Here is a 12,903-nt window from a genome sequence, read left to right as displayed (position 1 = left end):
TCCGAGTATGTACTAGCAGGCGTTGTTTTCTATGCAGGACCGTTCCCTTCCGCCGCACGATATTCAGGTCATCCTGTCCCGGCATGCCGCCTTCTTGGCCGGCCGGCCGGGTGGCGCGCGCCTGCAGCAGGCGGGCGGGCAATATGCCAACCTGCGGCTCGACGGCGCGATGCTGGACGATGCCATCCTGTCGCGCGCCACCTTCGGCAATGCGTCCCTGGCCGGGGTGCAGTTCCGCCGTGCCGACCTGTTCTGCGCCGATTTCCAGAATGCCGACCTGACCCGCGGCGTGTTCGACCGTGCCGATCTGCGCGGTGCCAATATGGGGCGCGCCATCCTGCGCCATGCCTCGCTGTCCCAGGTCGATCTGCGACCGGGCCAGATCATGCTGGCCGAGACCAACGAGAGCAAACAGGTCAACGCCAATCTCGATGGCGCCAAGCTGGATGGCGCCGATTTCAAGAATTCCCAGATGGACAATGCCAGCATGGCGGTGTCGTCTGCCGTCGGCGCGTCATTCAGTAACACCAGCATGTTCGCGGTGAATCTCGCCGGTGCCGACTTGTCGGGTGCCAATCTTGCCGGCGCCAAGCTGAAGGATGCCAACCTGATCGGCGCCAACCTTGCTGGTGCCAAGCTGAAAGGCTGCGATCTGCGCGGCGCCAACCTGCGCAATGTCGATCTATCCAAGGTGGATACGGATGGCGTGGCCCTGCAGGGTGCAGTCTACCGCAAGGGCGATGCGTTGCCCGAGGACATCGAGAATTTGTTGAAAGCGCACAGCACTTGGATAGCCACAAACGGCGCCGAAGGTGAACGCGCCGTGCTGAGCCAGCGCAATCTCGATGGCTGCAATTTCGGCGGTTGCGACCTGCGTGGCGCGGAATTGCACGACGCCTCGCTGCAGGGCGCGGATTTCTCCAATGCGCAGATGATGTTCGCCAGTTTTGCCGGTGCCAATCTTGAAAAGGCCTGCTTCGACATGGCCGACCTGTCGGGCACGAATTTCTCGCGCACCAATCTGGGCGGCAGCCGCTGGCGCAGCGCACGCGTGGTCGGCGTCGACCTTTACAACGCCCGCAACCAGCGGACCGGCAAGGTGATCTATCCGCGTTTCGACGAGGCCGACCTGACCGGTGCGGACCTGCGCGGCGCCATCCTGGAGGGCATCGATTTCTCCAGCGCGAAGCTGGAGAAGATCAACATCCAGGGTGCCGATCTACGGCAATGCATCGGTATAGGTGGCGGCCGCCCCAGCTGACCAGGCGGGCGTGCCCAGCCGTGGCGCTTCTCCTTGATCCGCAGGCAGATTTTTCAGGTTAACGGATATCAACTCCCTGCAGGGGCAACCGCTGGCTATGGTGCCCGTCATAAGGGCCGCCATGAATCGCCTTGCAGGTGTTTGGAAGGCTGACGTAATCTACTTGCTAGAAAATAGTTAACGGCTTTTCTCGCAGAAAGTGGGTCATCCGCCGATGGGCGAGCTGAAATTTCCGTCCCAGCAAATCACCGTTGCCCTGTCGCGTCATGCGGCCTGGGCTGGCGGCCGGTCGGATGGCGAGCGGTTGCAGCGTCGCGGCGAGGATCTGTCCTTCCTGCGGCTCGACAACGCCAAGCTGAACGATGCGATCCTGGCGCGCTGCCTGCTTACCGGCAGCTCGTTGGTCAAGGCCGAGCTGCGCCGGGCCGACCTGTTCGCCGTCGATTTCATGCGCGCCGATCTTTCAGGCGCGGTGCTAGATCGCAGTGACCTGCGCGGCGCCAACATGATGAAGACCGTCCTGCGCGGCGCCTCGCTCAACCAGGCCGACCTGCGCCCGGGCCAGATCGTGGTCGATGACGGCACCACCAAGGAGCGCTCGGCGAATTTGAGCGAAGCCAAGCTGGATGGCGCCGATCTGCGCTCGGCCCAGCTCGACGAGGCCAACATGGCGGTTTCGTCCGCCACCGGCGCGAATTTCGCCAATGCCAGCATGTTTGCGGTCAACCTGGCCGGCGCCGATCTCTCGGGCGCCAATCTCACCGCTGCCCGCCTGCGCGATGTGAACCTGCTGGGTGCCAAGCTGGAAGGCGCGCTGCTGCAGGGCGCCGACCTGCGTGGCGCGAATCTGCGCAACGTGGACCTGTCCAAGGTCAACCTCAAGGGCGTCGATCTCTCGCATGCCACCTATCGCAAGACGGCCAGCCTGCCGACTGAGATCGAGGTGCTGCTGCATGCCCACAGCCGCTGGATCGCCACCGGTGGCCAGGAAGGTGCGCGTGCCGTACTCAGTGGCCGGAAGCTGGCCGGTTGCGATTTCTCCAGCTGCGACCTGCGCGGCGCCGAGATGCACGGCAGCGACCTGAAGGGCGCCGATTTCTCCAACGCCCAGCTTCTGTTCGCCAGCTTCCTCGGCTCGGATCTCGCCAAGGCGAATTTCGACCAGGCCGATCTCGGCGGCGTCAATTTCGCCAATGCCAATCTTGCGGCCGCCACCTTCCGCGGCGCCAAGCTGGTCGGCGCGCCGCTGTTCAGCGCCAGCCATCAGGCCACCGGCCGTACGCTCTATCCCATGATGATGGATGCCGATCTGACCGGCGCCGACCTGCGGGGTGCCGTGCTCGACCGCGTCGATTTCAGCCGGGCCAAGCTGGCCAAGGCGAATTTCGCCGGTGCCGATCTGCGTGACTGCGCCGGCATCAGCGGCGCCGCCTGAATTCCTGAAAAGAAAACGACCGCTACATCGGCATCGGCCGCTCCTGACTGCGGCGGAGACAGCGACTGCACGCTGCAAAGAAAGTCTGATCAGCAGCCAATCACGGGATAAGCTGATTGTTTATTGCAATATGATCGAAATTTACGATCATATATGCGGCCTGGCGAAACGTTATTGCGGCTTGGCCGCCTTACCAATCATAGTGGACAGGAATTGGCCTCAGGCTTTGCCAGCGGAGCGGGAAGAACTCCATGCGTTTCGCCGAGAAAATCGACGAGGAAGACCTCCGGCAGCTTTATTTCTACTGGCTGTCGAAAAAGACCAGCCGGTTTCCGCCGCCGCGCTCGGCAATCGACCCGTCCGAGATTCGCCGCCTGCTGCCCTCGCTGTTCATCATCGAAGTCGATCATGAACAGCAACGGTTCCGCTATCGCCTGGCCGGTGCCGATGTAGAGGCGCTGGTGCAGACCAAGCTGCATGGCCGCTGGCTGGACGAGGCGTTGCGCTCGCCGCTACGCGAATTCTTCGATGAAGGTTTCTGTATCGCCGCCTTCGACAAGAAGGTGCATTTCCGGCGCAATACCCTGCATCTCGCCGGCCGGCCATATATCCGCTATTCGCGGCTGCTGCTGCCTCTGTCCGAAACTGGCGAGCGGATCGATCATCTGCTGGGATGCATCAAACTGGATGAGCAGATCAACACGCGCAACCCCAGCCAGGTGGAAGAGCACGAAATCACCATCGGCGATGTCGAGACATTCGAACTCGATGCCTACGAGATGCCGCCGGACGGCATTCAACTGGAAAACTGAACAACAACGGGATTGGGGATTGTGCGGCGGCCAGGTCCGGCCGGCAGCCTACATCTCCACCTGGCTCCAGGGGATGCTGCCCAGCGGTACGTCCTTCAGCTTGTCGACAAAGGGTTTGGCGCCGATATAGATCGGCGCGAGGCTGACGCCCTTGGCGACCAGCACGACCTCGTCCTTCTTCAGGCGCTGCTTGAAGGCGGCCATCGAACGCTGCGCCATTTCCGGCGTGGCCACACCCGCTTCCGAAACCATGATCAAGGTCACGACCTTGCCGTCGATCTGGTAATTCACGAATGGATAGCGCTGCGACATTTTTATCTGCTCCCCCGGGATAACACCCCTGCGTGCAGCCCGAATAATAATATTTCATATAATGAGAAAGCCCTAACGAATTATGATTAACACTACTCCGCTAAACGTGATTGCATAGCTGGAACATATTCTCGCGAGCCCTTTGCGTTGTCCGTTTCACCTGGGTCAGGTGACCGTTGCCACAAACTGTCGTGAAGTCGGCGCGCCATGACTTGGTATCGTCCGTTCCCGTGCCATCTTCTCCGCAGGCGGTTTTTGCACTGCCGAAGGAGAAGACCATGAACTCGATCCGTATACCGGCCTTTACCGTATTTGCATTCGCCATTTTGACTTTGACCTTGGCCCTCGCGCAGCCGGCCCGGGCCGGCATGATCGAAGTCGCGCCGGGTGCCGTCGGCCAGATCGATGTGGCAGACCGCGGCAGCTACACGACGATAACCATCAGCAACGCCGGCACGGTGGCAGGTCGGCTCGAGCTCGGTGCGCCAGCGGGCCAGATCGTCGAGGTGCCGGCCGGTGGCAAGGTGGAGCTGTACGGAGCCTATGGTCAGGGCGGCAGCTATCTCGCGGTGAAGAACAGCGGCAGCGTGCCGCTGCGTGTGCTGACCCGGTATCAGGAAAGGGTCCGCCTGCCCTGATCCAGGCCGATCATATCCCGAGGCGGGGGAGCGGCGCGCGATCCTGCTGCGGCAGGGGCTGGAACGTGTCGCGATCCAACGCCAGGAAAAAGCCGTCGCGGAATTCGCCGCGCCGGCTGATCTCGCTGATCGAACGCGGCTGCAACGGCTTTTCGCTGGGCCAGACCTGCACGCTGAATATCCTTGCCGATACACCGGGCTTGCCATGGCTGATCGGCAGCATCAGGCGGCGCGTCGCGGCGTAGCCCTCCACATCCCAGCGGAACACGCTTTCCGAATAGACCGGCACGCGCTGGTGGAAGGCGGTGGCGTAGATGCGGTTCATATAGTCGAGGTAGCTGCCATGCATGATCTCGCCGGTGGTCCTGCCGGTGAAATCATAGGTATAGCGTTCGACATGGGCCGAGCCGACCAGGCGATAACGCCAGTTCACCCCATCGTTGTCTCCGTCGGACTCGGCCGGCTCGGTGATCAGGAGATTCGGCCATAACGAAGGCGGAAGGTCGAGAGGATCGATGTCGGCGCGGTCCGGCATCAGGCGGCCTTGCCGCAGCGCCTGCCAGTAGGCTGCCACGACTGCCAGGGCCGGTTCGTCGGCAAAGATCGGCTGCTGCGTCATCATGCCTGCGTCGGCTCCATTATGTAGCCGACGCAAGAGCCTGCATAGCCAATCCGGCTGGATGCGACCGGGCCCTGCCGGTGCAAGACGTTCAGGCGGCGAAGAGGGGGGTGGAGCTGGTGCTGCTGGCGAGGATTGAACTCGCGACCTCCTCATTACCAATGAGGTGCTCTACCACTGAGCTACAGCAGCCCGGGCCCGGCCGGAAACATGGCGGGCCTAAACAGACAAGCCGGCTTTGGGCGGCAGCCCGGCCGGCGTCGGGCGCGGAAACTGCCACAGCCGGGCAGATCACGCAAGCCGGACATAACGACTTTTGGCAAAAGGCATATTTGCCCTTTTTTCCATGGCCTTGTCTGATCCCGGCCCTGCGTCCCGCTGCCTCCTTGACGGCACCACCGTCGCTTGGCTATCGCTAGGGGCCCGCCAGCCCTCCGGAGTCACCATGATCGGTGCGGAAACCCCCACGGCCGCCGCAGAGATCGAGCGCAAGTTCCTCGTGCGCGACACGGGGGTTGTTGCCGGCCTGGCCGGCACGCCGCTGGTGCAGGGCTATTTCGGCGGCCTGGAGGGCTGGACCCTGCGGCTGCGCACTGCCGGCGAACGGGCCTGGCTGACCCTGAAATCCGCCCAGACCGGCATGACGCGCCAGGAAATCGAAAGCCCGGTGCCCTTCGAATTGGCCGGCCGCCTGCTGGCCGTCCTGCCGCCTGACCAGATCATCAGCAAGATTCGCTACCGCCTGCCGGTGGAAGGCAGTGGTCTGGCCTGGGAGATCGACCGTTTCCTCGAACGCCATCACGGCCTGTGGCTGGCCGAAATCGAGCTGCCGCGCGCCGATTATCCCGTCGCGCTGCCGGCCTGGCTCGGCCCCGAGGTGACCGGCGATCCGCGCTATCACAATGCCGCCCTGGCCGCGTCGCCCGGCGGGGCCGCGCCGCAGCCGGCGCCGCCGGAACTGCTCGCCATGGCGCGCCGTCTGCTCGATGGCGCCACGCGGGACGATGGCCTTCATGCCGGCGCGGACTGAACGCGAGGCGCGGCTGGCGCAGAAGCTGCGTGCCAACCTTGCCCGCCGCAAGCAGCAGGTGCGGGCCAGGGAAAGCGATTCCGCGGAAAACGACTCCGGTCAGGAAGCCGACCGCAAGGCCGGCACCGCAACTCTTCCGGGCCTTGACCGCGACGACCCGCCCGCGTAAGCCCGCTGGCAGGCAATATTTCCGTAACGAAGAAGGGATCGCCGCCGATGGCCGTCATGTCCGATATCTGGATCCGCCAGATGGCCCGCGAGCATGGCATGATCGAGCCCTTCGTCGAGGCGCAGAAGCGCGAGGGCACGATTTCCTTCGGCCTGTCCTCCTATGGCTACGACGCCCGCGTGGCGCGCGAGTTCAAGATATTCACCAACGTGAACAGCGCCGTGGTCGATCCCAAGGAATTCTCGCCGAATTCCTTTGTCGATTTCGACACCGATGTCTGCGTCATCCCGCCCAATTCCTTTGCGCTGGCGCGCACGGTGGAATATTTCCGCATCCCGCGCGACGTGCTGGTGATCTGCCTGGGCAAAAGCACCTATGCGCGCTGCGGCATCATCGTCAATGTCACGCCGCTGGAACCCGAATGGGAAGGCCATGTGACGCTGGAATTCTCCAACACCACGCCTTTGCCCGCGAAGATTTACGCCAACGAGGGCGCCTGCCAGTTCCTGTTCCTCAAGGGCGACCAGCCCTGCGAGGTTTCCTACGCCGATCGCGCCGGCAAATACATGGGCCAGCGCGGCGTCACGCTGCCGAAGCTGTAGAACTCCCTGCTGCGGCACGATAGCGCCGCCACAATGCCACGCTCCAGCCGGTGAAATAGCCGGCGCTCGCGCCCGACACCGCGATGGTGGTTTGGATGAACATGGCCTTGTTCGCCGGCTGGATTGCTGCCGCCACGTTCAAAACATAATGCGCGAAGAAGAAGATCAGGTTGCGCGCCAAAGGCCAGATACTGGCCGGCAGCGTGATGCGGCGGGCAACGGGGTCGGCGCTTAAAATCCGCGGTCCGGTCGCCAGTCCCAGCAACCCGCCGCCGGCCAGGCCAGTCAGCCACAGTCCGGCGATGGTCGCGGCATCGAATGGCCGTCCGGCCACGCCTGACAGGCCCCAGATGATAAAGATGGCCGGCACGATGGCCACCCGACCCAGCGCCACATTGCGCTGCTTCAGGCTCAGGCAACCCAGCCAGACCAGCAGAGCCAGCAGGCCCCAGACCCAGACCGGAGTGCCGCTGAGAATGCGGCCGGTGATGGCAAGAAACGTGGTCATGCTGTTTTCTCCCCTCCAGCAACGGCAAGCTGGGTGGCGGCAGGCTGGTCCGGGTTGGCGGGGGCAGCAATGGCAAAGGCGGCTGCCTGTGACCGGCTTCACATGCCACGGTGCTGGTGCCCCGTGTTACCCTCCGGGCCGGTCGCGCTCCCGCCCCGCGCGGCCCCGCACTGGCGATTCGCGCCCCGTTGCGCTAGACAGACGTAACAAGTTTGGCGTGGCCTTGGCTGTTTGGCCGAAGGTCCTTTGGAATCAAGGCGTTATGGATCGAATTCGGTTGCGCGGCGGTCGGCCGCTGGAAGGCAGCATCAGCATCGGCGGTGCCAAGAACGCGGCCCTGCCGCTGATGGCGGCCAGCCTGCTGACCGGCGATACCCTCACGCTGTCCAACGTGCCGCACCTGGCCGACATCGCCACCATGGCGCAGCTGCTGCAGCAGCATGGCGTCGATGTGTCGATGGATGGTGGCAACGGTACGCCGGAAGGCCGCACCATCCACCTCAACGCCGCGAAGATCGACTCCACGCTCGCGCCCTACGACATCGTGCGCAAGATGCGTGCTTCCGTACTGGTGCTCGGCCCGCTGCTGGCGCGTTTCGGCGAGGCCGAGGTTTCGCTGCCCGGCGGTTGCGCCATCGGCACGCGGCCGGTCGATCTGCACATCATGGGCCTGAAGGCGCTGGGCGCCGAGATCAATGTCGAGAACGGCTATATCAAGGCCCGCGCGCCGAAGGGCCTGAAGGGTGGCGTGGTGCGTTTTCCGATGGTGTCGGTCGGCGCCACCGAAAACCTGCTGATGGCGGCCACGCTGGCCGAGGGTACCACGGTGCTGGAGAACGCCGCGCGTGAACCCGAGATCACCGATCTGGCCTATTGCCTGGTGGCGATGGGCGCGATGATCGACGGCATCGGCAGCGAGCATCTCACCATCCACGGCAAGAAGTCGCTGCATGGTGCCGAACATCGCATCGTGCCCGACCGCATCGAGACCGGCACCTTCGCCGCCGCCGCCGCGATCTGCGGCGGCAAGGTGGAGTTGCTGAACACGCGGCTCGACCTGATCGAATCCGTGGCCGACAAGCTGCGCGAGGCCGGCTGCGACGTGGCTGAAACGGCGCGCGGCATTTCCATCGGCCGCAACGGCAGCCGGCTGAAGGGCGTCGATTTCCTTACCCAGCCCTATCCCGGTTTTCCCACCGACATGCAGGCCCAGGTAATGGCGGCGATGTCAGTGGCCGAGGGCGCCTCGATGATCACCGAGTCGATTTTCGAGAACCGCTTCATGCATGTGCCCGAGATGGCGCGCATGGGCGCCAACATCGTGGTGCATGGCGCCTCGGCGCTGGTGCGCGGCGTGCCGAAACTCACCGGCGCGCCGGTGATGGCCACCGACCTGCGCGCTTCCGTGTCGCTGGTGCTGGCTGGCCTGGCCGCCGAAGGCGAGACCATCGTCAACCGCGTCTACCACCTGGATCGCGGCTACGAGCGGCTGGAGGAAAAACTGGCCGCCTGCGGCGCCCAGATCGAGAGGCTGAAAGACTGAACGCCATGGCACCGCCGCGTTTCATGCCGCTGAAGCTGCGCGCCGAGGATGTCGAAGACATCACGGTGCTGTCGGCCTGCCTGCAGGACGCGACGCTGCATGCCACCGACATGACGTTCCAGCCGCGCCAGCGCCGTTTCGCCCTTGTATTGAACCGCTTCCGCTGGGAAGACGAACATCTGGCCGACCGTCAGCGCCTGCTGATCCGCGCCGTGCCCCATGTGCGCGTGCCCGCCGGCCTGCATTTCGAGGGTGTGCTGAAGGTTCAGACCAACGGCATCGACCGGCAGGATGCAAAGACGCCGCTCGAACTGCTCTCTATTATGGCCGAGCCGGCCGACGAGGCGCCGGGTGCGCTGCTCACGCTGGTTTTTGCCGGCGGCGGTGCCGTGCGGCTTGATGTCGAATGCGTCGACGCCCAGATGCAGGATATCGGCCAGCCCTATCCGGTGCGCCACGCGCCCAAGCACAAGGAAGTGTCATGAACGCCGCCTCTTCAGACAAGCTGGTGATGGCCCTGCCCAAGGGCCGCATCCTGAAAGAGGTGATGCCGCTGCTGCGTGCCGTGGGCATCGTGCCGGAGCCAGAATTCGCCGACGAGAACAGCCGCAAGCTGCGCTTCGCCACCAGCCAGCCCGATATCGAGCTGATCCGCGTGCGCAGCTTCGACGTCGCCACTTTTGTTGCCTTCGGCGCCGCCCAGCTCGGCGTGGCGGGCAATGATGTCCTGATGGAATTCGACTTCCCCGAGATCTACGCCCCGCTCGACCTCGATATCGGCCATTGCCGCCTGTCGGTGGCCGAACCGGTGGAGCTTTCGGCTTCCGACGATCCGAAACGCTGGAGCCATGTCCGCGTCGCCACCAAATATCCGCATGTGACGCAGAAATACTTTGCCGCCCGTGGCGTGCAGGCCGAATGCATCAAGCTGAATGGCGCGATGGAACTGGCGCCCACGCTGGGCCTGTGCCGCCGCATCGTGGATCTGGTCTCCACTGGCGCTACCTTGAAGGCCAATGGCCTGGTCGAAGTGGAAATCATCGCGCAGGTCACATCGCGCCTGGTGGTGAACCGGGCCGCGCTGAAAACCCGGCCGCTGCAGGTCGGTGGCTGGCTGGAGAAATTCCGCGCCGCCGTCGATCAGGCAGCGGCTGCGAAGAAGAAAGTCGCCGTCTGATGCCCTTTTCGCTCAATACCAGTGACAAGGATTTCGCCGCGCGGTTCGACGCGATGGTGAAGGCCAAGCGCGACGCCGAGGCCGATGTCTCGGCCACGGTTGCGCAGATCATCGCCGATGTGCGCAAGCGCGGCGATGCCGCCCTGCACGAGCTGAACCAGAAATTCGACAAGGTGGATTCGGCGAAGCTTGGCCTGCGCATCACTCAGGCCGAGATCGATGCCGCCGCCGCACAGGTCGATGCCGCCACGCTGAAGGCCCTTGAGGTTGCCGCCGAACGCATCCGCCTGTTCCATGCCCGCCAGAAACCGGCCGACGATTTCTACACCGATGCGCAGGGCGTGAAGCTGGGCCATCGCTGGACGCCGCTGGATGCCGTGGGTCTTTACGTGCCGGGCGGCAAGGCGGCCTATCCGTCCTCCGTGCTGATGAACGCAATCCCCGCCGTGGTGGCCGGCGTGCGGCGCGTCGTGGTCACGCTGCCCACGCCGGGCGGTGAGCTGAATCCGCTGGTGATGGCGGCGCTGAAGCTGGCCTGCGTCACGGAGGTCTACCGCGTCGGCGGTGCCCAGGCGGTGGCGGCACTGGCCTATGGCACTGAAACAATCGCACCGGTTCACAAGATCACCGGGCCGGGCAACAGTTTCGTCGTCACGGCCAAGCGGCTGGTCTTCGGCCAGGTCGGCATCGACAATCCCGCCGGGCCTTCCGAGATCCTGGTGGTGGCCGACAATAAAAACGACCCGGCCTGGATCGCCGCCGATCTCCTCAGTCAGGCCGAGCATGACGAGGTGGCGCAGTCGGTGCTGATCACCGACGATGCCGCCTTCGCCGAACAGGTGGGCGCCGCCGTGCGCCAGCAGCTCTCCACCATGCCGCGTACGGATATCGCCACGGCCAGCTGGGAAAAGTTCGGCGCGCTGATCACCGTGAAGCAGCTTGCCGATGCAGCACCCCTGGTGGATGCCATCGCGCCCGAGCATCTGGAACTGGCCATCGACGATCCGCAGGCGCTGGCCGCAAGGGTGCGCCATGCCGGCGCGATCTTCCTCGGACGGCACACGCCGGAAGCCGTGGGCGATTATGTGGCCGGGCCCAACCACGTGCTGCCGACGGCCGGTGCTGCGCGTTTCGCCTCGGGCCTCAACCTGCTCGATTTCATGAAGCGCACCACGCTGGTGCAATGCGACCAGGTCTCGCTGGAAAAGATCGGCCCCGCCGCCGTGGCGCTGGCCGAGGCCGAAGGCCTGCAGGGCCATGCGCTGTCGGTCGCCATTCGCCTGAAAAAAGGAGCGGCATGACCGAGAAGGCACCGCCCGCCACGCATCGCCTCGTCGATGTGCAGCTCGACGAGCGTACCGTCGTGCGGCGCAGCGCCGATATCGAGCATGAACAGCGCGTGGCGATCTTCGACCTGCTGGAGCAGAACGTCTTCTCGCCCGTCGGCGCCCATGAGAACCAGGGTCCGTTCCAGCTTGTGCTGGCGATCGAGGATAACCGCCTGGTCTTCGATATCCGCGACGAGGGTGCGACACCGCTGGGCAAGATCATCCTGGCGCTGTCGCCCTTCCGCCGCATCGTGAAGGACTATTTCGAGATCTGCGACAGCTATTTCCAGGCGATCAAACGCTCCTCGCCGTCGCAGATCGAGACCATCGACATGGCGCGCCGTGGCGTGCACAACGAGGGGTCCGAGTTGCTGCGCGAGCGGCTGAAGGGCAAGATCGACACCGATTTCGATACCGCCCGCCGGCTGTTCACCCTGATCTGCGTCCTGCATATCCGGTAAGCCATATGAGCGATCGGCTTCCCGGCAGCGTGCTGTTCTGTTGCACCATGAACAGCGTGCGCTCCCCCATGGCCGAGGGTATCCTCAAGGCGCTGTACCCGAAGCAGGTCTTCGTTGATTCCGCCGGTGTGCGCAAGCAGCCGGTCGATCCGCTCGCGGTCGAGGTGATGGACGAGATCGGCCTGGACATCTCGAAACACCGCTCGAAGACTTTCGACGACCTGGAAGACAGCTCCTTCGACCTGATCATTTCGCTGTCGCCCGAGGCCCAGCACACGGCGGTGGACATGACCCGCACCATGGCCTGCGATGTGGAATTCTGGAACACCTTCGATCCCACCATCGTCGAAGGCACGCGCGAACAGCGCCTGCAGGCCTATCGCGAGGTCCGCGACTTCCTGATGAAGAAAATCCGCGCCCGTTTCACCCGGACGGCGGTTTCCGCCGGCGGCGATTGACCTGCGTCAAGGCGTCTTGATGCGGCAGGTGTAGGCTTCCAGCATCGTTCGTTGGAGGGAAACACGATGTCGCATTACCACGCCGTGGTCTGGCTCGATCATGCCGAGGCCCGGGTCTTCCAGTTCAATCAGGAAGATGTCGAGAAACTCACGGTGCATGGCCACAAGCACCACCTGCATCACAAGGCCAGTTCCGTCATGGGTTCGGGCCGCGAACCGGCCGATATCGCCTTCTATACCGAAATCTGCCGCGCTCTGGACGGCAGCAGCGAAATCCTCGTGCTCGGCCCCGGTGCGGCCAAGCTGGAATTCATCCGCCATGTGCACAAGGCGGTGCCGCAGGTGGAACCGAAGATCATGGGCGTCGAGACCGTCGATCACCCCACTGATGGCCAGGTGGTGGCCTATGCCCGCAAGTATTTCCATGCCAAGGACCGCATGCGCCCCCTGCTGGATACCCACTGATCCTGTCATGTGCTGCGGGGCCGGCCACCCGGCCCCGCCGTCTTGCGGTTCCGGCTTTTTGCCGCAAAGTCGCCATGGTTCTCCG

General features: G+C 64.1%; 17 protein-coding genes and 1 tRNA gene. 14 read left to right on the top strand and 4 right to left on the bottom strand.

Annotated features, from left to right (window positions below; translation table 11 throughout):
* Positions 1-31: 31 nt before the first annotated feature.
* From ACK4FJ_RS11825 to ACK4FJ_RS11815, 3 genes are all read left to right on the top strand, one after another.
* A complete protein-coding gene (locus tag ACK4FJ_RS11825; RefSeq protein WP_409766650.1) occupies positions 32-1,261 on the top strand; it encodes a pentapeptide repeat-containing protein in 1,230 nt (409 codons plus the stop codon).
* 214 nt (positions 1,262-1,475) lie between these two features.
* On the top strand, positions 1,476-2,696 hold the full coding sequence (locus ACK4FJ_RS11820) for a pentapeptide repeat-containing protein (RefSeq protein ID WP_409766648.1): 1,221 nt from the start codon (positions 1,476-1,478) through the stop codon (positions 2,694-2,696).
* Positions 2,697-2,947: 251 nt separating this feature from the next.
* Positions 2,948-3,508 carry a PAS domain-containing protein gene (locus ACK4FJ_RS11815; RefSeq protein WP_409766646.1) on the top strand — a complete coding sequence of 187 codons (561 nt, stop codon included), beginning with the start codon at positions 2,948-2,950 and terminating at the stop codon, positions 3,506-3,508.
* Between the two features lie 48 nt (positions 3,509-3,556).
* Here ACK4FJ_RS11815 and ACK4FJ_RS11810 read toward each other — a convergent pair whose 3' ends face one another.
* Positions 3,557-3,820 carry a hypothetical protein gene (locus ACK4FJ_RS11810; protein WP_409766644.1) on the bottom strand — a complete coding sequence of 88 codons (264 nt, stop codon included), beginning with the start codon at positions 3,818-3,820 and terminating at the stop codon, positions 3,557-3,559.
* A gap of 278 nt (positions 3,821-4,098) precedes the next feature.
* Here ACK4FJ_RS11810 and ACK4FJ_RS11805 point away from each other — a divergent pair, with 278 nt between their 5' ends.
* Positions 4,099-4,458: a hypothetical protein gene (locus ACK4FJ_RS11805; protein ID WP_409766642.1), complete on the top strand. Its 360-nt coding sequence runs from the start codon at positions 4,099-4,101 to the stop codon at positions 4,456-4,458.
* Positions 4,459-4,468: 10 nt separating this feature from the next.
* Here the strand turns inward: ACK4FJ_RS11805 and ACK4FJ_RS11800 are convergent, their stop codons facing one another.
* Together ACK4FJ_RS11800 and ACK4FJ_RS11795 are read right to left on the bottom strand one after the other, a co-directional pair.
* Complete coding sequence (locus ACK4FJ_RS11800) at positions 4,469-5,080, bottom strand: PAS domain-containing protein (RefSeq protein WP_409766639.1); 612 nt, start codon at positions 5,078-5,080, stop codon at positions 4,469-4,471.
* A gap of 114 nt (positions 5,081-5,194) precedes the next feature.
* Positions 5,195-5,269 (bottom strand) — tRNA-Thr (locus tag ACK4FJ_RS11795).
* Between the two features lie 253 nt (positions 5,270-5,522).
* On the opposite strand from ACK4FJ_RS11795, the gene ACK4FJ_RS11790 reads away from it, so the two are divergent.
* The 3 genes from ACK4FJ_RS11790 to dcd are packed head-to-tail and all read left to right on the top strand — an operon-like array spanning position 5,523 to position 6,878.
* Positions 5,523-6,107 carry a CYTH domain-containing protein gene (locus tag ACK4FJ_RS11790; RefSeq protein WP_409766637.1) on the top strand — a complete coding sequence of 195 codons (585 nt, stop codon included), beginning with the start codon at positions 5,523-5,525 and terminating at the stop codon, positions 6,105-6,107.
* Entirely contained in the window at positions 6,091-6,276 is a 186-nt protein-coding gene (locus ACK4FJ_RS11785; protein WP_409766635.1) for a hypothetical protein, read from the top strand. Before ACK4FJ_RS11790 ends, ACK4FJ_RS11785 begins: the two co-directional genes overlap by 17 nt.
* 47 nt (positions 6,277-6,323) lie before the next feature.
* The gene (gene dcd / locus ACK4FJ_RS11780; protein ID WP_409766633.1) at positions 6,324-6,878 is read left to right on the top strand and encodes a dCTP deaminase; all 555 of its coding nucleotides are present in this window, start codon (positions 6,324-6,326) and stop codon (positions 6,876-6,878) included.
* Here dcd and ACK4FJ_RS11775 read toward each other — a convergent pair.
* Positions 6,859-7,386, bottom strand: coding sequence for a DUF6622 family protein (locus ACK4FJ_RS11775; protein ID WP_409766630.1), 528 nt, complete (start codon positions 7,384-7,386; stop codon positions 6,859-6,861). The two genes, dcd and ACK4FJ_RS11775, sit on opposite strands and share 20 nt — an antisense overlap.
* A 262-nt stretch (positions 7,387-7,648) precedes the next feature.
* On the opposite strand from ACK4FJ_RS11775, the gene murA reads away from it, so the two are divergent.
* The 7 genes from murA (at position 7,649) to ACK4FJ_RS11740 (ending at position 12,818) form a co-directional block, all read left to right on the top strand.
* Positions 7,649-8,929 (top strand): UDP-N-acetylglucosamine 1-carboxyvinyltransferase, encoded by a 1,281-nt coding sequence (gene murA, locus ACK4FJ_RS11770; RefSeq protein WP_409766628.1) that lies wholly within the window; start codon positions 7,649-7,651, stop codon positions 8,927-8,929.
* Between the two features lie 5 nt (positions 8,930-8,934).
* The gene (locus tag ACK4FJ_RS11765) at positions 8,935-9,414 is read left to right on the top strand and encodes a DUF2948 family protein (RefSeq protein ID WP_409766626.1); all 480 of its coding nucleotides are present in this window, start codon (positions 8,935-8,937) and stop codon (positions 9,412-9,414) included.
* A complete protein-coding gene (gene hisG / locus ACK4FJ_RS11760; protein WP_409766624.1) occupies positions 9,411-10,106 on the top strand; it encodes an ATP phosphoribosyltransferase in 696 nt (231 codons plus the stop codon). The genes ACK4FJ_RS11765 and hisG overlap by 4 nt, the downstream gene beginning before the upstream one ends.
* Positions 10,106-11,407 carry a histidinol dehydrogenase gene (hisD, locus tag ACK4FJ_RS11755; protein ID WP_409766622.1) on the top strand — a complete coding sequence of 434 codons (1,302 nt, stop codon included), beginning with the start codon at positions 10,106-10,108 and terminating at the stop codon, positions 11,405-11,407. Before hisG ends, hisD begins: the two co-directional genes overlap by 1 nt.
* Positions 11,404-11,895 (top strand): UPF0262 family protein, encoded by a 492-nt coding sequence (locus ACK4FJ_RS11750; RefSeq protein WP_409766620.1) that lies wholly within the window; start codon positions 11,404-11,406, stop codon positions 11,893-11,895. Before hisD ends, ACK4FJ_RS11750 begins: the two co-directional genes overlap by 4 nt.
* 5 nt (positions 11,896-11,900) lie before the next feature.
* On the top strand, positions 11,901-12,353 hold the full coding sequence (locus ACK4FJ_RS11745) for an arsenate reductase ArsC (RefSeq protein ID WP_409766618.1): 453 nt from the start codon (positions 11,901-11,903) through the stop codon (positions 12,351-12,353).
* Between the two features lie 66 nt (positions 12,354-12,419).
* Entirely contained in the window at positions 12,420-12,818 is a 399-nt protein-coding gene (locus ACK4FJ_RS11740; protein WP_409766616.1) for a hypothetical protein, read from the top strand.
* The last annotated feature ends 85 nt before the right edge of the window (positions 12,819-12,903 follow it).

Source organism: Ferrovibrio sp. (assembly GCF_046297595.1).
Classification (GTDB): domain Bacteria; phylum Pseudomonadota; class Alphaproteobacteria; order Ferrovibrionales; family Ferrovibrionaceae; genus Ferrovibrio.
Note: the sequence above shows the minus strand (reverse complement) of the source record. Positions and strands in the feature narration are given on the sequence as shown.

Coding starts and splice junctions, on each gene's coding strand:
- ACK4FJ_RS11825 (WP_409766650.1), top strand. CDS start 32: ATGCAGGACCGTTCCCTTCCGCCGCACGATATTCAGGTCATCCTGTCC.
- ACK4FJ_RS11820 (WP_409766648.1), top strand. CDS start 1,476: ATGGGCGAGCTGAAATTTCCGTCCCAGCAAATCACCGTTGCCCTGTCG.
- ACK4FJ_RS11815 (WP_409766646.1), top strand. CDS start 2,948: ATGCGTTTCGCCGAGAAAATCGACGAGGAAGACCTCCGGCAGCTTTAT.
- ACK4FJ_RS11810 (WP_409766644.1), bottom strand. CDS start 3,820: ATGTCGCAGCGCTATCCATTCGTGAATTACCAGATCGACGGCAAGGTC.
- ACK4FJ_RS11805 (WP_409766642.1), top strand. CDS start 4,099: ATGAACTCGATCCGTATACCGGCCTTTACCGTATTTGCATTCGCCATT.
- ACK4FJ_RS11800 (WP_409766639.1), bottom strand. CDS start 5,080: ATGATGACGCAGCAGCCGATCTTTGCCGACGAACCGGCCCTGGCAGTC.
- ACK4FJ_RS11790 (WP_409766637.1), top strand. CDS start 5,523: ATGATCGGTGCGGAAACCCCCACGGCCGCCGCAGAGATCGAGCGCAAG.
- ACK4FJ_RS11785 (WP_409766635.1), top strand. CDS start 6,091: ATGCCGGCGCGGACTGAACGCGAGGCGCGGCTGGCGCAGAAGCTGCGT.
- dcd (WP_409766633.1), top strand. CDS start 6,324: ATGGCCGTCATGTCCGATATCTGGATCCGCCAGATGGCCCGCGAGCAT.
- ACK4FJ_RS11775 (WP_409766630.1), bottom strand. CDS start 7,386: ATGACCACGTTTCTTGCCATCACCGGCCGCATTCTCAGCGGCACTCCG.
- murA (WP_409766628.1), top strand. CDS start 7,649: ATGGATCGAATTCGGTTGCGCGGCGGTCGGCCGCTGGAAGGCAGCATC.
- ACK4FJ_RS11765 (WP_409766626.1), top strand. CDS start 8,935: ATGGCACCGCCGCGTTTCATGCCGCTGAAGCTGCGCGCCGAGGATGTC.
- hisG (WP_409766624.1), top strand. CDS start 9,411: ATGAACGCCGCCTCTTCAGACAAGCTGGTGATGGCCCTGCCCAAGGGC.
- hisD (WP_409766622.1), top strand. CDS start 10,106: ATGCCCTTTTCGCTCAATACCAGTGACAAGGATTTCGCCGCGCGGTTC.
- ACK4FJ_RS11750 (WP_409766620.1), top strand. CDS start 11,404: ATGACCGAGAAGGCACCGCCCGCCACGCATCGCCTCGTCGATGTGCAG.
- ACK4FJ_RS11745 (WP_409766618.1), top strand. CDS start 11,901: ATGAGCGATCGGCTTCCCGGCAGCGTGCTGTTCTGTTGCACCATGAAC.
- ACK4FJ_RS11740 (WP_409766616.1), top strand. CDS start 12,420: ATGTCGCATTACCACGCCGTGGTCTGGCTCGATCATGCCGAGGCCCGG.